The organism is Psychrobacter sp. DD43 (genome assembly GCF_904846555.1).
GTDB classification, from domain to species: domain Bacteria; phylum Pseudomonadota; class Gammaproteobacteria; order Pseudomonadales; family Moraxellaceae; genus Psychrobacter; species Psychrobacter cryohalolentis.
This window is the reverse complement of sequence record NZ_CAJHBE010000016.1, coordinates 1-19,818: the sequence shown is the minus strand read 5'-3', so window position 1 is coordinate 19,818 and position 19,818 is coordinate 1. Positions and strand designations below refer to the sequence as shown.

The window sequence follows — 19,818 nt, the reverse complement described above, 5'->3', positions numbered from 1 at the left end:
CTTATTGAGCATTTAGGCTAACCCTATATTTTATGCAACACTCTCAAAAGTAGGTATAAGATGTTTATCGGTGATGGATTGCTTAATATTGCAGACTGCACGCTTACCAAATGCACCAAGGTTGTAGTCTGCAAATTCATGATATAGCGTCACCACATCGCCCATAATCAGTAATGCTGGGGTTGGCAATTTCGCTTCGGCTTGCTGCTTAGCGATACTACCAAGCGTACCGATGAGCAGTTGCTGCGTGGGCAAGCTGGCATGGCTAATCACCGCAAAAGGCGTTTCGCTATCTCGTCCCGCTGCTATTAACCCTTCGGTCAATTCATCTAGCTGATGCAATCCCATATAAAAAACGACGGTTTGGGTGCTATCTAAATGCTCGTCATAGTTATTGTTGGGCGCTCCTGATTTCTTATATGCCGTTACAAACTTCACTGTCTGCGCATGGTCTCGATGCGTCAATGGAATACCTGTACTACTAGCAGCGGCACTGGCGGCAGTAATACCGGGAATAGATTCAAAAAAGATACCATGGCGTACCACTTCTTGAAGCTCCTCTCCGCCGCGCGCAAAGATAAAAGGGTCGCCGCCTTTAAGTCTTACAACTGTTTTACCTGCCAGCGCGTGCTTGACCAGCAGCTCATTGATGCCTTCTTGCGGCAGCGCATGATTGGCTCGGCGTTTACCGACGAATATCTTCTCTGCTGTTGGTTCGCACATATCCAAGATATCCTCTGAGACCAAACTATCATAAAGCACCACATCAGCGCTCTGCATGATTCGCAAAGCTTTTAGTGTGAGCAGCTCAGGATCACCAGAGCCTGCACCGACTAAATGCACAGTACCTACTTTTGTAGCTGCTATATTTAATGGCGCGTTTAGTGTATTGACGACACACTTTTTATTAGATAAATCGTTTGGAGGTAGTGTTGCGATAAAGGCAGATGAATCCGTCATGACGGTGACTCCTAATGATGCTGTTAGTGCAATATACGGTGCAAGCCCCATGCCATATTGATCAATTGGTTGTATTTCATAAGGCGGCTATAAGGAAGTTATAAGACAGCTATGACGCATACTCCTCAATAAGCGCATTGATTTGACCCACACACGAGCCGCAATTGGTACCAGCACGGCACGCTTCGCCCACTGCTTGTGCGCTATGACACTGCTGCTTGGCGATTGCATTGACAATAATGTTTTCTCCGACTGCCATGCAAGAGCACACCAACGGACCTGGATCGATATAGCCGGTAGCTGGACGGCCTGCCAGCAACCATTTATAACGCTGCTGTACTGGTATGGCATCGGTACTGGCAAAGCAGATGTCAAGCCAATGTGTACTAGGCAAATACATCACTTTTGGTGCAAAATAAATGGCTAATAGCAGCTGATCACTCGGCATAGCAGAGTCTAAAGGACTTGGTATATGGTCTAACGCCTCACTCCTCACCTCCGACTGAGTCGAGATAAAGCGTAGTTGCTTCTCTGGTTTACTCAAGGTGAAAGCGCTATTAACCGTCAGAGTATCGTCGGCATTGCCAGTCAACCACTTGTCTGATACAGACTTTTGATAGTCATCGATAAACTGCTGCCAAAATTTAGGGTCAAGCAACTGCCTAGCTGTGCGCTCGGCTGGGCTGGCAAGGGTAATGAGCACACTATTGGCTTGCCTGCTGATACTCCATGTCAGCGCTGGTAGTGAGAGAGACGAACCTGCATCATTTAACTCAAAGTTTGTAGACGCTGTTTGCGACTCACCCGCTATTGCTTCCTTCTTAAAATGAGCAGTCATCGCACGCAAGTGCACTAATATGGTGTCCTGAAAATCAGGATGCACCATAATCTTGCCAAGTGTCTGCATAGGCACGGCGCTCATGCGAATCGCTGAGTTTTTTAGCTCAGGCTGCCCTGAATATGGATCGACCACAGTCGGAATGAGTGTCCCTACCCGTGCAAAGCTAGCAAAGGCGTTACTCCAGTGCATAGGCATAAAAGCATCGCCAACACGCATACTATCACTGATGACGATTTGCGCTAAAACTTTTTGCTCTATATTCTCATTATCTGTATCGGCATTTTTACTAACATTATTCGTATCAATAGTTGTCGCCTCACTATTCGGCAGGATCTGCTCATAGCGAGGATGTAGCTGCACATAGTCGCCCTTTTCAACACCGAGTTGTTTGGCTTCATTAGGATGGATAGTCAGCGTCGGCACAGATTCATGTTGATTAAGCTGTGGCGCCAGCCCTGTGCGTGTCATGGTATGCCACTGATCTCGTATTCTGCCTGTAATCAGGCGTAGATTCACGGTTGATGGGTTGAAGTCAGTGTTATGCCACTTATCTCTATTCTTAACATCGCTCTTATTCGTCTTCTGCCGACGTTGATGTGGATGGAAGTGATGAAAATTAGGCAGGCTAGCACTATCTGAAGGCGTAATAGCAATGAGGTTTACTTGAGTGGGTGTAATACGCGCACCGCCCCACTGAAAGGGGGGCATTACCTCATAGTCAGCACGGTTTAGGATTGGCATTAGTAGGTCTTTAGCCAAATTGAGATAGCGCGGTTGATTGTTTTTCGATGCTGATTGATTAGGGTCGTTCTTAAAAGCAGTGAGCGCCACGTACTCATTAAATATCTCACTAGGATGGTCATAATCAAACCCTGATAGCCCCATGCGGGTAGCCACTTGAGACAGTATCCACCAGTCAGGCTTAGCGAGTCCTAGTGCAGGCTTCAATGCCCGTTGTCTTGAGATTCGCCGCTCAGAATTGGTGACCGTGCCTGACTTTTCGCCCCAACCTTGGGCTGGCAATACAATGTCTGCGCACTTCACCGTATCGCTGTCTACCGAGCAGTCAGAGACAATGACCAAGTCACAAGCCGCTAATGCGCGGCGAAATTTATCCGCTTCAGGTAAGCTCACGACTGGATTGGTCGCCATAATCCAAATGGCTTTGATACGCCCATCTAAGATAGCATCGGCAGCATCGCACGCTTTGACGCCTACTTCTGCAGCAATAGGCTGCGGCGCTTGCCAAAAGTCAGCGACTAATTGCCGATGGATGCTATTGTCCAAGTCCAGATGCGCCGCCAACAGATTGGCGAGCGCGCCTACTTCTCGACCGCCCATGGCATTTGGCTGACCAGTGAGTGAAAAAGGACTGGCACCCGGTTTGCCCACTCGTCCCGTAAGCAGATGGGTGTTGATAATAGCATTCACCTTGTCAGTGCCACTCTTTGACTGGTTAACACCCATACTAAAGGCAGTCACTGTTTTGTCATGAGCGGCGACTAGCTGATAAAATTCAAGGATACTGTCGATACTGACTTGGCAAGCTTGAGCAACTTTTTCAATGCTCCAGACGTTGGCTGCCGCTAAAGCATCATCAACACCATGACCATGCTCGATATAACCTGTATCAGAGAAGCTGTGTTCGCTAAGATAATGTAATAAACCATTGTATAAATGCGTATCGGTGCCCGCTGCTATCGGTAGATGCAAATCGGCGAACTCACAGGAATCGGTACGACGTGGGTCAATGACAATCAGTTTTTTATTGGGATTGGCTTTTTTGGCGGCCAAAAAACGTCCAAACAAAATAGGATGGCACCATGCCATGTTCGAGCCCACCAGCACTAATAAATCACAGGACTCTAAATCCTCGTAATTACTAGGCACCAAATCAGCGCCAAAGGCACGTTTGTGTCCTGCTACTGCAGAAGACATACATAGGCGTGAGTTGGAATCGATATTATTATTACCGATAAAGCCTTTGATAAACTTATTGGCGACGTAATAATCCTCAGTGAGTAGCTGTCCTGAGACATAAAACATAATACTGTCGCGACCATACTTGGCGATCGTGTCGTTTAAGCGCGTGGCAATATCATCTAAGACGTTATTCCAATCGGTAGGCTTTATAAGTGGCTCATCAGATATGTCGATAGCGTTAAAATCATTACTCAATTGCATAGGTCGATGCTGTTGCATTACCGCTTGCTTGTTTTGATAGTAAGGCTCAGTTAAGCGTCGCTCACTGCCCAATGTTTGTGCTAGCGCACTGCCTTTTGAGCATAACTTACCAAAATTTGCCGGATGTTCAGGATCTCCTTTTACGCTCACTACCCCTGCCGCATCGACACTGGCTAAGACGCCACACCCTACCCCGCAGTAAGGACAAGTGGTACGTATGGTGGACGTCGTTTCTTCAGTATATGTGGCAATAAGAGCCGTTTTTGAAGGATTGAATATGTCATCAGATTTGTTATTAGATTTGCGATCAGATCGACGTATACGACTTTCTAATTCTTGACTAGCATTCGGTTTATTACTCAAGATCACTTCACTCATGACGCCGCTCCTACTATGTCTGCTGCGCTTAATAAATCCAGATCGCTATCGTTAGCCTCACTATCTGTCGTTACCTTCTCCAAATCACAGTAAGCCTCGCCAAATATTAAATCCGCTTTTATAGGCGCGATATCACTATTGCTGTTGATCAGCTGGCTATAGAAACTGCCCTCATTGACCTCACCGTAGAGTACAGCGCCGATCAGTTTATTGTTTCTAAGGTAAAGGCAATGATAGTGATTTATACTGGTTTGCTGATAAGTAATGGTTTCGATAGCTGCCGCTTCCTCCTCTTCAAAGTCGACTTGCCCTGCTGAAAAAGCACTGATGCCAGATACTTTTAGCTTTAAGGACAGCGGTGTACTGCGAAAAGGCTGCCAGTTCTCTTTAGAACCTAAGCTGTCGCCCGATAGTCGAGTGTCTTTTAGCACAGAGACTAAGGTATCCACTTGCTGATTAACAGGTGCCACCATACCGAATAGCTCACCATCCAACTCTATGCATTCGCCAACTGCGTAGACATGCGGACAACTCGTGTGCATGCAATCATCCACAATGATGCCGCGATTGACCTCAAGACCGCAGTCTCTCGCCAGTGCTATATTAGGCATCACCCCGACTGCCATCACAATAAAATCTGCCGGCAAGGTACGTCCATCCTTCAATGATAAGCCTTTCACCTCATGCTGGTCATTGACCGCAATACAATCAGTAATAGCAGAGACCTCCACACCTACGCCCCGACGAGCCAGCTCAGCTTGCAACAGCTGGGCAGCAGGTAAATCAAGTTGCCTGTTAAGAACATAGCTATCTACATGAATGACCGTCATATCTGCCCCTTGAGAAGCCAGCGCGCAGGCGGCCTCTAGCCCTAGCACCCCGCCACCAATTACTAGACCTTTTTTCCCTTGGCGCGCGTATTCAATTAAAGCATTAACATCAGCTACCTCTCGGAACACATGCACGCCTGTCGCATCATGATTGGGAAAAGGGATGACTCGAGCGCTCGAACCTGTAGCGATAACCAGCTTGGCATAGACCAGCGTCTGTCCATTATCAAGCTTAATAGACTGTTGCTTGGTGTCCACAGCGGTAACTGCAATCCCTGCTAAGACAACAATACCCAACTGTTGATACTCTGATTGCTGGTATAAATAAGTATCCTCAAAGGCGCTATCTCCTGCCAGCACTGGTGATAGCATAATGCGGTTGTAGCCGACCTCTGGCTCTTTGCTGACAAGGGTAATCGGTAATGGTCTTTGGTTATTTGGCGACTTACTTTGCTGCTGGGCACGTGCCAGCTCAATGGCAAAACGGCTGCCTGCCATGCCAGCACCAATAATGACAATACCCGCATTTAAATGAGCATAAGACATTGTCTGGATTGTTAATTTTGATCTATCTGATGACATGAGCAAAAAATCCCTTAGCCGCAACGCGCAGCATTAATTAGATGGCGTGTCAGAGTGTCTTTTGTGCTTAAAGCCTGCGCTTATAAGAAATAAGCCAACAGCGAAAAAATGAGCACAAACTGAATAAAGCAAATGCTATGCCATACCAGTAATGGGTTGCGTATGATGAGCGGCTCAGGGTCGCTAATATAATTATGATTCTCAGGGTTAAAATCTTGTAAGAACTCGCCAATCGCTTGATAGCGAGCTTGGGTATTAGCAAGCAGCGCACGCATTAGCGCTTGCTGGCTGGCAGCAGGTACACGGTACTGACGTAATAATTGAGTAGGTAGCCTTAAGGTATGATTTGCCTGATGTGAATGCATCAACGCTTGTGAGCTAAATGGCAGCTCACCTGTTAGCAGCTCATAGCCAATCACCGCTATGGAAAATAAATCAGAATGCACACCTTTTGGTGCATCGCTGTAATATTCTGGTGCAGCGTAGTGCAAATCACCGTTCGGTGGTCGCGTACTGTCTTTAAGTATGGAAGAGCTGGCTGAACCAAAATCTATCAATTTGACCGCGCCTGATGTGGTCAATAGGATGTTTTCCGGCTTGATATCTTGATGCAATAGATAGTTTCGATGCATCACCCGAACCGCCATGCCTATTTTGGTTAACAAATCATAGGTCTGCCACACATCACAAGGCGCATGACGATCTATAAAATCTCTTAGGCTTTCGCCTTCAATATATTCTGTGAGATGGTATAGATATGCACTGCTGGCTGGTATGGGGTAATAGCGTAGCAACCCTGAAGCACTAAGCGCTGAGCTTGCGTCTAGATAGGGTTTTATACTGCTGATGCCTGTAAGGCTGCTGTCGCTAGATAGGTTATTAGGATCTGCTTGATTATAGGCAGGCTCGCCCGCCCGCCTATGCTTAGATAAGCTCAAACCAATTTTACGCTCCTTTAAAAATTCGCGCAGATAATGACCATCGGCAATAGTACTAAGGCTTGGTGACTTTAGTGCAAATAGATGATGGGTTTCATCCTCTACTAGATATACTTCGCTACGAGCAGTGTGGGCTATGATATGCTTGACAATAAAACCATCAATCCGTGCCCCAACTTCTAAGCCCGTTAATAACTGATACCGATGGATGTCGTGAGGCATCGCATCATGCAGGCTAGCATTTTTATTATTACTATTGTTCTTAGTATGAGCGCTATCGGCTGTCTTTTGCTTATGGAGCGCTTGTGCATTCATACCGAGTATCACCATACTTAAATTGTCATGACTGCCCTCGTTAAACGCCTGCTCGCATATGTTTTGGCTGATGCTAAGACTATTCACTGCCCCGTCATTCGAGCTGTTATCCGTCGTATCTATCGTTTGACTCGGCTGACACAGCGCCTTTACTGCTGAACATAGCTCAAACTGGAGCTCGGACGCTGCAATAGACTCATAGACGCCATCTGTCATCAGTGCTAAGCATTCATTTTGATGCAAGGTAAATACTGACTGTTGGAGCTCGACCATCGTATCCGCGCCAATAGCGGCAGATAGCGCGCCTTTATCTTGCCCATAGTGAATGCGGTGGTCTTTACTGAGCACTTTTATACTCTCTAAACCGACACGGTAAATCCGTGAGTCGCCTGTATGAAACAGATGGATACGGTCGCCAATACACAGCAGGCCTGATAAGGTGGATAATAGTGGTGGCACGCGCTCATAGACTTGCGGGAAATAGAGGGCGTCATTGGCTTTATTGACCGCCTCCCGAATCAAAATGGCAACTTGATTGTCATCAAAGTCTATGTTTGCTGATTGCGATTGGTTCTCTGCCAATACCATCTCTTCAAGCGCTTCATTTTTAAGTGCCCCGTTTTTAAGTGCTAAGGTAAGATGGTGCGTGACAGTATTGACCACCAATTGGCTGGCTTGTTTGGGAAACTGACAGGCACTGACACCATCCGCTATCAGCACCAATAAAGGCGCATGAGGACACTGAACACCGCCGTTGATGGTTGCTGTAAACTGTCCATACTGCAAGCAGGTTGTCATCAGCAAGCTGTCTTGATTTTCAGACTTGCGCCCTTGCATGCTATAAAAATCAAGCAACCACAGTGCCTCATTCATTGGCATAATTAGCTCACTTTAATTTGGGCAAAGCTGCCATCAGGCATCTCTTCGATGATGACGCCTTCAGGTTCTTTTAAAAAGAACAGCGCAAAGAAGCCAACGACGGCGGTCGCGGCAATCACCATGAAGAATACTTGATAAGAGACCAGACTCAATACAGTTAAATAAACAACCGAGCCAACATTGCCATAAGCGCCGGTCATGCCAGCAAATTGTCCGGTCATGCTACGCTTGATCAGTGGAATAACCGCAAACACAGCACCTTCACCCGCTTGTACAAAGAAAGAGCAAAACATCGTGATGAATAATGCCAGTGCAATTGGCCATGTTGAATCCACGATACCCATTAATAAATAACCAACAGCCAAACCTGCGGTCAAAATCAGCAGCGTTATTTTGCGACCAAACTTATCGCTGAGCCAGCCGCCGCCCGGTCGCGACATCAAGTTCATAAACGCATAGCTAGATGCCAAAACCCCTGCCATCACAATTGATAGATTAAATGTCTCTTGATAGAAAAGCGGCAACATAGACACTACGGCAAGCTCTGAGCCAAAGGTCGCAAAGTATAAAATATTTAAGATACCGACTTGCTTAAAATCATATTGATGCGCTTTTGGCACAGGAGTCGTAAATACCTCTTTATTAAAGCGATAACTACTCACAAACTCATAAATATATAAAACGACCAATCCGATGTAGACGATATTGACACTTGCCTGACTGAGTAAGCTGACACCAGCGGGTGATAACTTCCATCCCAAAAGCGCTAACGCCAAATACATTGGTAGCTTAAACGCCATCATCAGCCAAAAGTCACCTGTTGAGGTCACCATCATGGCGCCAGACTTTTTGGGTTTAAAATACGTCGCACCCTTAGGCGTATCACGCACCATCTTATAGAAAATCACACTATAGAGCATCATCACCACCCCGGAGGTGGCCGTCGCATAACGCCATCCTTCATCACCACCAAATATAGCAGCAGCAATAATAGCTACTGTCGGTAACAGCAGCGCAGCAGCAGCAGAACCAAAATTTCCCCAACCGCCATAAATACCTTCAGCAGTACCCAGCTCACTTGCAGGGAACCAATCACTCATGAGACGAATACCCACCACAAACCCAGCACCCACAAAACCCAAGAAAAAACGGGACAGTGCCAGCGCGTTGTAATCTTGCGCAAAGGCAAAGGTAAAACAGGGAATGGCGCCAATTGCCAAAATGGCGGTATAGACGAGGCGCGGTCCAAAACGATCGGTCAACATGCCAATAATGACTCGAGCTGGAATAGTCAAAGCGACGTTTAATATCAACAAGGTTTTGACTTGATCCTTGGTCAAACTCAAGGTCTCACCGATGGCAGATAAGAATGGTGCGTGGTTAAACCACACAAAAAAGGTCAGAAAAAAAGCCATCCAACCAAGATGGAGTATCTGGTTTTTACCAGTAAAAGAGAGAATATTGAGCTTGTTTTTATTTGGTGCAGCAGGGCTCGGTGATGGCGATGACGACATAAGCGGTTTCCTTAAATAGTAAAATTCAGGGCTAACATGGAAAGCCGTAAGAACACATTATGTTGAACGAACTGACCAGTTAGAGCATTTAAGGGGGTGCAATGGCTGTGCCAGCTGCCGCTATCAGCTTCGTTATACAGATAAAACCTCGGCTTTGATAAAGGCGTTCATGCTTTACTATAGGTGACTTCCAAGCCGCTATTACAAGGTCATTCATAATTTAATAGCCATATAGAAACGCTAATTTTATCGAGATGAATGAAAAACCCTGACTGCCATAAATACAATCAAATTGGTGCATGGTTTTATCTATTTTGGTGCATCCATTTTTTATATCCTCACTTTTAATGAGAGAAGACTTTTTTATTTATCATTGCTATTTATATCCTCACACATACCACGCCGCCTAGGAAATACACTGTCATCGTCAGGTTTTTCGTCTGTAGTGATGAGACTCTCGCTTAGAGATATGGCGCTATATAACGGTGCTTGGCACAGTTATTGAAGATGTAATTACTGTAAGCACTATTTAGACAAACCCATGACTAAGGATAATTACATGAGTAGCACTATAGTGAGTAAGGCAGGTAAAGCTAAGTTGGTGGTGATTGGTAACGGTATGGTCGGGCACCATTTCGTTGAGCGAGCCATAGAAAAAGGGTTACATGAGCAGTTTGAGATTCATGTGTTTGCTGAAGAAGACCGTCCCGCTTACGATCGGGTATATTTATCGAGCTACTTTGAACATAAAGATGTTAGTAAGCTCAACTTGGTTGATTTAAGCGCCTATGCATCTGCCCAGATTCAATTGCATCTGAACCAGCGTATTGTAGATATTGACACCACCAATCAATACATCATCACTGAAGCTGGCGAGCGGATTGAATATGGTGAGCTGGTGCTGGCGACAGGCTCCTATCCATTTGTACCGCCGATTTCAGGGCGTGAGCATGCACACTGTCATGTATATCGCACCATTGCTGATTTGGATGACATTCTTGCCATCGCTGAGCAACCAAAAGTAAAAAGAGGCGTGGTTGTGGGTGGAGGGTTACTCGGGCTTGAAGCAGCAAAAGCACTGGTCACCTTAGGACTAGAGACTTATGTGGTAGAGTTTGCTCCGCAATTGATGGGCGTACAGCTTGATGCGGCTGGCGGCGATATTTTAAAGCGAAAAATTGAGGCGCTTGGCGTCAAAGTATTGACTGGTAAGAATACTCAAGCCATTATTGATAATAGCGACGCCATACATAAAAACCTGAGCACCTTTAATGAGAATCCGTGCCAGCTGACCATGCAATTCACCGATGATACCTCGCTTGACACCGATATGATCGTCTTTAGTGCAGGTATTCGTCCGCAAGATGGCATTATCAAAAACAATCCTGAGTGCGGTATTGAGATAGGTGCACGAGGTGGTATTTTAATTGACGAAAAATGCCGCACCAATGCCGCGCATGTCTACGCTATCGGCGAATGCGCGGTGTGGGATAACCAAATATTTGGCTTAGTAGCACCAGGCTACAGCATGGCGAGTATTTGCGCGGCGCAAATCACAGGAGATCATTCGCAAACCTTTACGGGCGCTGATATGAGCACCAAGCTCAAACTCATGGGCGTGGATGTGGGTAGTATTGGCGACGCCCATGGCAAAAGCGCAGACAGTTTGAGCTATTTATATCAAAATCCTGCGACAGGTATCTATAAGAAACTGGTCACAACGTCTGATAATAAGCGCTTGCTTGGCGCGGTATTGGTTGGTGATACCGAAGACTATAATAATCTATTACAGCTATATCTCAACAATATCGACTTGCCTGCCCATCCTGAAAGCCTGATTTTACCTAACGTTGAAAAACCAACGATGGGTATAGAAAATTTACCAGATAGCGCCACGATTTGCTCATGCTACAACGTCACCAAAGGGGCTATTTGCGCGGCGGTTGAGAACGGTGCTTACTCCATTGCAGAAGTGAAGTCTTGTACCAGTGCAGGTACAGGCTGTGGTGGCTGTGCGCCTATGGTGAAAGACACTTTAAGCTATCAGTTAACGACCCTTGGGTTTGAGGTCAATAATGATTTATGTGAGCACTTTGCCTATACCCGTCAAGAGCTCTATAGCTTGATTCGTGTTCATGGTATTAGAACCTTTGATGCTCTGTTGGATGAGCATGGTAACGGTCATGGCTGTGAGATTTGCAAACCTACGGTCGCCTCCATCTTGGCCTCATGCTGGAATGATTATGTGCTTAAGCCTGAACTGACACCGTTGCAAGACAGCAATGACTATTATCTAGGCAATATCCAAAAAGACGGCACCTATTCTGTCGTACCTCGTGTGCCGGGTGGTGAAATCACCGCCGATAAGCTGATCATCCTTGGGCAAGTCGCTAAAGAATTTAATCTGTATACCAAAATCACAGGTGGTCAACGCGTGGATTTATTTGGCGCACGTCTAGACCAACTCCCTGATATCTGGACACAGTTGGTGCAAGCTGGCTTTGAGACTGGTCATGCTTATGGTAAGTCGTTGCGTACTGTTAAATCGTGTGTGGGTAATAACTGGTGTCGCTATGGTGTCGATGACAGTGTCGGCTTAGCATTAAGATTAGAAGACCGTTATAAAGGGGTGCGTTCACCGCATAAGATAAAAATGGGCGTGTCCGGATGTACGCGTGAGTGTGCGGAGGCACAAAGCAAGGACTTTGGCATTATCGCCACCGAAAATGGTTGGAATTTATTTGTCTGTGGTAATGGTGGTATGACCCCGCGTCATGGCGAGTTGTTTGCCACCGATCTTGATAGCGACACGGTCATCAAATACATCGACCGTATTATCATGTTTTATATAAAAACAGCAGATAAACTCCAGCGTACCTCAAAATGGCGCGAGAGCTTAGATGGCGGATTGGCGTATCTACAAGCGGTCATTATTGAAGACAGTTTGGGCATCGCTGATGAGCTAGAGGCGCAGATGCAACTGCTGATCGACAACTATGTGTGTGAGTGGAAAGCCACCATAACCGATAGCGAAAAGCTCAAACGTTTCCGTCACTTCGTCAATAGCGAGCAAGGAGATGACAACGTTGTCTTTGTCACCGAGCGCGAGCAGATCCGCCCCGCAACCGATACTGAAAAAACTCAAATCTTAGTGACCGAGCTGGCTTAATCAACGTTTAACACTTTCCGATCATATACGAATAAGGATCACCCAATGAACCAGTATACCGTTTGTAAATTAGAAGACATACTCCCTGAGACTGGTGTTTGCGCACTGATAGAGGGTAAACAAGTGGCAATTTTTCGCACTAAGGAGGCTAAGCTTTTTGCGCTTGATAACTATGACCCGTTTAGTCAGGCTAATGTATTATCTAGAGGGTTAATTGGAGGCACTACTGTTACCAACGATGCTGGCATTGATGAAGCGGTACTGTATGTGGCCTCCCCTATTTATAAGCAGAGATTTAACCTTGCCACCGGTCAATGCTTGGATGATACAAGTGTCACGCTTGCTACTTACCATGTTGAGCTTGATACCAGTCTTGAAGGTAATAATGTGGTGATAAAATATGATCAGTTAGAAGCGTCATCTACAACACTATTAGAAATGGAAGTTGTTTAAGGCGTAGCCGCCTTTTTAGCAAATTGAAACATGTAATTTACATTAAGATACTGAATAAAAAATTGTACTGGCATAATATTGGCGGTAAATATATTTCACTTAATGCCATTAAAAGGATCATAAATCATGTCTGACAAGTCTACTAATAACGATAACATTAAAAATGCCTTAGAGTCTCTTGAGAGTGCAGCGACAACGACTTCAAATGATGCGGTAACAGGCGTAGAAGTAGTAAAAGGTGATACTGTCGTTTATGAAGACGGTGATTTTGAAGATTACAATGCTGACAAAGACTATGAGGTTGATGAAGAAACTAAGTCTGGCAAGGATGATGAGTCCAATAAAGACGATCAAGATGACAATTCTGCCAAAGAAGATAAGCACAGTACGACGATAGCCAACATCTATCAATGGGCTTCTAAGCTCAAAGATGACTTTATTTCTGACAAAAAAGAAGCGAAATCTGACGAAGAGGATAAGTCTGATTCTGAAAATGAAGACAAGCATGAGGACAAGCATAGTGCGACGATAGCTAATATCTATCAATGGGCTGCTAAGCTTAAAGAGGATTTTACGTCTGAAGCTTCTAATATGACGCTTGACGTTTCTGAAAAAGCGGTTGCTATTATGCTTAACAGACTTTTGGATGCCAAAACTGCCGAGTTAGAAGCTTTTGATAAGAAAGTGGCAGACTCTGAAGGATCGGTAGACAATGCAGAAGAAGAGCGTAGTAGGATTGCTGAGAAAAAAGACAAATACCAAGGTATGATTGACCAGCTACAAGGCTGATTGGTACTTTGAGTAATTGGTCTTATTGATCCAGTGTTAAGTATTTAGCACTGGATTTTTTTTGTTTTTGGCTTGTCGTGAGATCAAGAGTGTTAGTGTCGATCATCGATTGTAAACCCTCTAAATATTAACGGTAAATTATAAACCTAGTTTGATATAAAAATAAATCAAATACGATTGACGTCTATTAGCTATTAGTTATCAGCTACTAGGTATATCCACGACTAACGGTGAAATGTAAAGCCAAACCAATTACGTAAACACGCCTATCGATTTCTGCTAGTATTATGCCACTACGTTACTAACCACTTATAATATGTAAGGTTAAGAGGATTTAACATGCGATTCAAATCATTCGTTCAAAAACTACATGAACGCAATCCTAAACTTGGCAAAATCGCTTCGCTGACCACCGCGACAGGCGTTATTACTTTTAATAGTATGTTGGCAGGTCCTCCTGTATGGATTATGGGTGCAGCCAAAGCTGTTACTGGTGCAGCGATTGCTGATAAAGCGGTCATTGATGTGACCAATTATTGGATTAACAGCAATAACGCGATGATCGATAACATTTTGCCGGATAAAGACTGGCGTATCAGCCTACCTGATGATATCCATACCGAAGGCAAGTATTTATTGGTAAGTAATCACCAATCATGGGTTGATACCAGTATCGTGCAATATATTAGTGAAAAGCGTTTGCCATTGACGCGATTTTTTACCAAGTTTGAGCTGATATATATTCCAGTCATTGGTCAAGCTTTCTATTTTCTCGATTTTCCAATGATGCGTCGACACTCTAAAGAGGCGATTGCGAAAAATCCTGCCTTAAAAGGCAAAGATATCGAAGAAGCAAAACGCGCTTGTGCATTGCTGAAAGACAAGCCTTTTACACTGTTAAATTATCTAGAAGGCACCCGTTTTACCACCGTAAAACGGGATAAGCAGCAATCGCCCTATACGCATTTACTTAAACCAAGAGCAGGCGGCTTGTCGCTAGCGATTAGTGCGCTTGGCGAAGACATCGATGGTATTTTAGATATGACCATCGTCTATCCTGATGGTGTGCCGACATATGGCGACTTATGGAAAGGCAATATCAAGCGTCTGGGCGTCGATGTCAGACATATTAAGATGCCTGATGACTTATTTGCCAGTGTTCAAAATGGCGGCTATGAGACTGATGAGGCGATAAAAGCAGAAATGTTTGATTGGGTTGAGCAAGTTTGGCAGCAAAAAGATCAGCTCATTACTAAGATGCTTGCTGAATTTGAAAGTAAGCCCCCTGCCCTTGATGCTTAGCTAGCAAGCTTTTTAACTTAATCTGTTTTATTTGCACATATATTGACCGTTCTATGGGTTTTTTCACTAAAGGCAATAATAGCAACCTACGGCTGCTATTATTGCTTACCTCGTTAAACGACCATACCTTATATGTCGATGATAAAAGGAAAATACAGTGCCACAGGCTCAGCCAATGTTTGAACCCGCCTCTAATCTTACAACAGAACAAAATACAGTATTAAAAACGCTTACGACGATAGGTTATCTAGAAGGCACCTCGTTTTTACTGTTGCTCTGCATCGCTATGCCACTAAAGTACATGATGGACATTCCAGAAGGGGTAAAATATATCGGTATGGCTCACGGTGGCTTATTCATCGCCTATATTGTTGTACTCATGGGCACAGCCGTCAAGATAAAAATGCCTATATGGGCGATCCCTGCCGGCGTGCTTGGCTCGTTCTTACCATTTGGTCCGTTCATATTTGACCATTGGTTAAAAAATAGCCTAAAGAAAAGCAAGAAAGTTATTTAAGACAAGAGTTTTTATGACGCTAATCATTGGTTTCACGATATAGCGTGTTTTGTGACTCTTCTCTAAAATCTTCGTATGTGATGGCAGGCTCGGATTTTGGCGCACTAACAGCTGCTTCATTTTCCTTATTCGTCATGTCCGTTTCAGGCTTGGGGTTTGATGATTTGGCAGGGTCAGAGTCACTGGGCACTTCAATGACAGCAGGTGGCGTATTAGCCTCTACCACAACATTCTTCTCAGTGGTGTTTATTTCAGTGTCAGTAGCTGTTTGTTTGGTGACCGGGCTTGTCTGAGTCGCGTTTTTATTAATAGGCGTGCCAGCTTCATTTAACGCTGTAGACGTAGTACCGGTGGACAAGAAACCAGTCGCAATTAACGTGAATACAGCACCAGAAATCATGAGTGAGCCAAGCACCATACCTATAATAAGTGGCTTTTTACTACTCTTCTGCGTTTGTATTGATTTTACCGCTTTCTTTTTTTTCGATTTTTTGAGGGGTAAGGTTATCAAAGATGCAGTGCTGATAGGTTCATCAATATAAGCGCTATCATTTACCTCAGTATCTTCATCTTCATCTTTAACTGTAGAAGCTGCGTTATCAGTCACCTCTGTTGTCATTAAAGGGTGTATAACCTTCTCATCTTCATCAGAGAAGTCTAAGCTTACCGATGTGCTCGCGTTATCAGATATCTGTAACCCTGCTGTATTTTCCACATTATCTTGCTCTTGGCTGCCAAATAACTCTAGTTCTGCTGCACTTAGTGGCTCATAGGATGACAGCTTGTCAGCGTTTTTAAGCGGTTGTAATATGTGCGGCTGAACAGGACTGTCCAGTAGACTTGCCCTAAGACCGGCATCAGTCTCATCATAAGCATCAGTATTGGTGACAGTTGGCTCGCTCTCATTTTCTGTATTTTCAATAGTACTTTCAATAGTCTCTGCGCTTTCAACACGAGTGATATAACGCTCATAGATATTATGTTTACGATTACGCAGTCGTGGCTTCGTATTAGCGATTTTTGCTAAGTTTGCCTCTAAATCGGCGCTTTGCTTGTCTTTTTTGTCGCTCATGAAGTGATACCAAACCAGTTTATGCCACGAAACCGTAGATGACTGCTAGAATGAAGGGTAAAAATTATTAGTTTGCTAAAGTGTAACGCTATCGTTAATAAACAATATAGAGTGTCAACTCGTATGCTTCAAGCATAATTTTCTAGTTTTGCTGTTATTGATATAAAATACAGTAGTATCCGCTTCATCAATCGACATGATATTACAGATAAATGAGCATAAAACATGGATTTAAAGCAGCTCAATGCGTTTATTGCCGTTGCCGAGCTTAGGAGCTTTAGCGCAGCCGCTACCAAAATCGGATTGTCACAGCCCAGTCTAAGCCGTTTGCTCAAGCAACTTGAGACAGATATGGGCGTGATGCTGGTTGACCGTTATCACAGACCGCTACATTTAACAGAAGCTGGCACGTTCTTTTACGATAAAATCAGTACCATACTGACAGAAGTCGATACGGTTGTTGGTATGACCCAGCGCTTATCTGCCCCTAGCAGCGCATTAAATATCGGTTTTGTACCCTCTATACTGTATGGGTTGCTACCTGAGATTATCGCCAGACTGAAGCAGTCCAATCCTGAGATTGACGTCAACCTAAAGGACATCAGCTCCTATCAGCAAATGGATGCGCTCAAATCTGGTGACATCGATATTGGTTTTGGACGCTTTGCCCATCAAGACCCATGGATACAGCAAATACTGTTACGCCATGAGCGCTATGTCGTTGCCCTCCCCAAAGCCCATCCGCTTGCCAATGTGCGCGAGCAACGCTTGATCGATTTGGCCAATAACCGCCTGATTCTCTATCATCAAACCCACTTGCCTGTATCTACAGTGCCAGAAACAATGCCAGAAACGGTATCAAGCACAGGGACTCCTAAAACCTTGGGGCAGAATAAGAAAAATAATACGAGCCATCATCAAGCCTCTACTGTTGAGCAGATAACAGAGCCTTTACTATATTTATTTGCACAGTACGGCATCTCTCCATTTATGACCACCACCGTCAGTGACTTGCAAGTGGCACTCGGGTTAGTAGCGGCGGGCGAAGGCATCACCTTAGTCCCTGCCAGCTTAAAAACGGTGCGTACGGAGCAGATCAGCTATCAGCGCCTCATCCACGAAAACGTCACCTCACCTATTTATCTGCATACACTTAAGGATTTTGTGCATCCTCATATTCCTGACTTATTGCGTGCGACTTATCATGTCTACGAGCAGCGCGGCATTACTTACCGCCGGCAAAAATTTGAATCTCAGCGCTAAATTATCAGATATTGAGTCATAATTGTGGTATAAAGAAGCCCGAAAAAATAGCCATTGATAAATCTTGATATTTATATTTAATTATGCTAACTATCAGGAATGGCTATGCAAAAAATAAGTAATAATTATATAAATAATCATTCTACTAAACCAGATTGGTGTGCTAAAGTCGATACAAGGCAAATCGTTTTAAGAAACAGTACTCATAAACAGTACTAATAAATAGTATTAAGCGATGCGCTCATGATCATTGGCAAACTGACACAGGTAAGTGATGATTTGCCGTTTTAACCATTTCGAGGTAAGCATGACCACACAACCACTCAATAACCCAAGTGCCACAGGCGATACTCTCTCCGCGCAGCAAGAAGGCTTTAGCTGGCGAATCTTTGGTCCCGGTATTCTGATGGCGACTGCTGCTATTGGCGGCTCGCATCTGATTTCATCGACACAGGCTGGCGCGTTATATGGCTGGCAGCTGGCGATTATGATTATATTAGCCAACGTCTTTAAGTATCCGTTCTTCCGCTTTGCCACCGATTATGTCTACGACACTGGCGAGAGCTTAATCGCAGGCTATGCCAAACGCTCAAAAGCCTATCTCTGGATTTATTTTATCCTATCTATTTTATCGGCGGTGATTAGTACGGGGGCTGTGACATTGCTTGCGGCAGTGATATTGGGCTTTATGCTGCCCGCATCTGTAGGACTATCAAGTATTGCCTTAGCGGTCATCATCGTTGCGGTATGTTGGTTTTTTCTGATTGCTGGTCATTATAAGTTGCTTGACGGCGTGACTAAATGGATTATGATTGCGCTCGTATCCGCAACCGTGTTAGCGGTGATGATTGCTGCTGGTAAGCCGACGGTTATGGTGGCGGATTTTGTCCCTGCCTCTCCTTGGAACTTGGCGACTTTAGGGTTTATTGTGGCTCTTATGGGTTGGATGCCAGCACCACTTGAGTTCGCTGCCATCACCTCGATGTGGACATCAGCCAAGAGAAAAGCGGACAATACCACTCACCGTCAGGGCTTACTGGATTTTAATGTCGGTTTCTTAGTTTCCGCTATTTTAGCCTTGTTCTTTTTAGCGTTGGGCGTTTTCGTGCAATATGGCTCAGGTCAAGAGATTCAAACCGCAGGTGTCGCTTATATTGATCAGCTTATCAATATGTATACCGCCACTATCGGTGAATGGTCAAGACTACTGGTCGCCTTTGTCGCCTTTATGTGTATGTTTGGCACCACTATTACCTGTGCAGATGGCTATGGACGTGCCAATGCCGAATGCTGGCGCTTACTAAAAAGTGAAGACGAGATTAATAAAAAGCAAATCGCCTTTTGGACCACTTATGCTATTGGTGGCGGTCTTTTGATTATTAGCTTCTTTGCAGGTCAATTAGGCGCTATGCTGAAGTTTGCGATGATATCGGCCTTTATATCCGCGCCTATCTTTGGTTGGTTAAACTATTCGCTCGTGAAAAACCATAAAAAGCTATCAGCCGGTATGAACGCCTATTCGATTGCAGGGCTTGTATTCTTAGGTGGCTTTACCTTGTTATTCCTAGCTAGCCTTGCAGGTATTATTGGTTAAAAATAAAGGTTAGCCAATCTAGCTAATAATAGACTCGATAGAGTAAAAGCCCTTTTAGCCAGACTAAGAGGGCTTTTTTGTGGACAACGACAAAACGCTTATAAATATAATTGTAACTAGATGTAAATATCTAATAAGAAGAAATGCAGCGTTTGATACGTTATGAATACTAATGGAGACAAACCTCTAATTAATGGATAGCAGTATCCATAAAATAAATATTATTAATATATTTAAT

13 protein-coding genes are annotated in these 19,818 nt (G+C 44.5%); 7 read left to right on the top strand and 6 right to left on the bottom strand.

All coding sequences use genetic code 11. The annotated features are described in order from the left end of the window. Positions 1-30: 30 nt before the first annotated feature. The 5 genes from cobA to JMX89_RS09230 form a co-directional block, all read right to left on the bottom strand. A complete protein-coding gene (gene cobA, locus JMX89_RS09250; protein WP_201551434.1) occupies positions 31-960 on the bottom strand; it encodes a uroporphyrinogen-III C-methyltransferase in 930 nt (309 codons plus the stop codon). Positions 961-1,069: 109 nt separating this feature from the next. Then, positions 1,070-4,363, bottom strand: coding sequence for a nitrate reductase (locus tag JMX89_RS09245; protein WP_201551432.1), 3,294 nt, complete (start codon positions 4,361-4,363; stop codon positions 1,070-1,072). Next, complete coding sequence (locus JMX89_RS09240; RefSeq protein ID WP_201551430.1) at positions 4,360-5,775, bottom strand: NAD(P)/FAD-dependent oxidoreductase; 1,416 nt, start codon at positions 5,773-5,775, stop codon at positions 4,360-4,362. Before JMX89_RS09240 ends, JMX89_RS09245 begins: the two co-directional genes overlap by 4 nt. 80 nt (positions 5,776-5,855) lie before the next feature. After that, positions 5,856-7,907 carry a bifunctional protein-serine/threonine kinase/phosphatase gene (locus tag JMX89_RS09235; RefSeq protein WP_201531716.1) on the bottom strand — a complete coding sequence of 684 codons (2,052 nt, stop codon included), beginning with the start codon at positions 7,905-7,907 and terminating at the stop codon, positions 5,856-5,858. Between the two features lie 2 nt (positions 7,908-7,909). Next, the gene (locus tag JMX89_RS09230; RefSeq protein WP_201531718.1) at positions 7,910-9,421 is read right to left on the bottom strand and encodes a NarK family nitrate/nitrite MFS transporter; all 1,512 of its coding nucleotides are present in this window, start codon (positions 9,419-9,421) and stop codon (positions 7,910-7,912) included. 559 nt (positions 9,422-9,980) lie between these two features. Between JMX89_RS09230 and nirB the strand changes: the two genes are divergently transcribed. The 5 genes from nirB (at position 9,981) to JMX89_RS09205 (ending at position 15,651) form a co-directional block, all read left to right on the top strand. Beyond that, positions 9,981-12,590 carry a nitrite reductase large subunit NirB gene (gene nirB / locus JMX89_RS09225; protein ID WP_201531720.1) on the top strand — a complete coding sequence of 870 codons (2,610 nt, stop codon included), beginning with the start codon at positions 9,981-9,983 and terminating at the stop codon, positions 12,588-12,590. 45 nt (positions 12,591-12,635) lie between these two features. Then, positions 12,636-13,043 (top strand): nitrite reductase small subunit NirD, encoded by a 408-nt coding sequence (gene nirD, locus JMX89_RS09220; RefSeq protein ID WP_201531721.1) that lies wholly within the window; start codon positions 12,636-12,638, stop codon positions 13,041-13,043. Positions 13,044-13,169: 126 nt separating this feature from the next. Beyond that, the gene (locus tag JMX89_RS09215) at positions 13,170-13,832 is read left to right on the top strand and encodes a hypothetical protein (protein WP_201531723.1); all 663 of its coding nucleotides are present in this window, start codon (positions 13,170-13,172) and stop codon (positions 13,830-13,832) included. Positions 13,833-14,171: 339 nt separating this feature from the next. Further along, on the top strand, positions 14,172-15,134 hold the full coding sequence (locus JMX89_RS09210; RefSeq protein ID WP_201531725.1) for an acyltransferase: 963 nt from the start codon (positions 14,172-14,174) through the stop codon (positions 15,132-15,134). A gap of 157 nt (positions 15,135-15,291) precedes the next feature. After that, positions 15,292-15,651, top strand: a complete 360-nt coding sequence (locus JMX89_RS09205; RefSeq protein ID WP_413786636.1) for a DUF3817 domain-containing protein — start codon at positions 15,292-15,294, stop codon at positions 15,649-15,651. A 19-nt stretch (positions 15,652-15,670) separates the two neighbouring features. Here the strand turns inward: JMX89_RS09205 and JMX89_RS09200 are convergent, their stop codons facing one another. Further along, positions 15,671-16,723, bottom strand: coding sequence for a hypothetical protein (locus JMX89_RS09200; protein ID WP_201531727.1), 1,053 nt, complete (start codon positions 16,721-16,723; stop codon positions 15,671-15,673). A gap of 225 nt (positions 16,724-16,948) precedes the next feature. Between JMX89_RS09200 and JMX89_RS09195 the strand changes: the two genes are divergently transcribed. Together JMX89_RS09195 and JMX89_RS09190 are read left to right on the top strand one after the other, a co-directional pair. Beyond that, positions 16,949-17,986 (top strand): LysR family transcriptional regulator, encoded by a 1,038-nt coding sequence (locus JMX89_RS09195; protein WP_201531729.1) that lies wholly within the window; start codon positions 16,949-16,951, stop codon positions 17,984-17,986. Positions 17,987-18,293: 307 nt separating this feature from the next. Continuing rightward, positions 18,294-19,580: an NRAMP family divalent metal transporter gene (locus JMX89_RS09190; RefSeq protein ID WP_201531731.1), complete on the top strand. Its 1,287-nt coding sequence runs from the start codon at positions 18,294-18,296 to the stop codon at positions 19,578-19,580. The last annotated feature ends 238 nt before the right edge of the window (positions 19,581-19,818 follow it).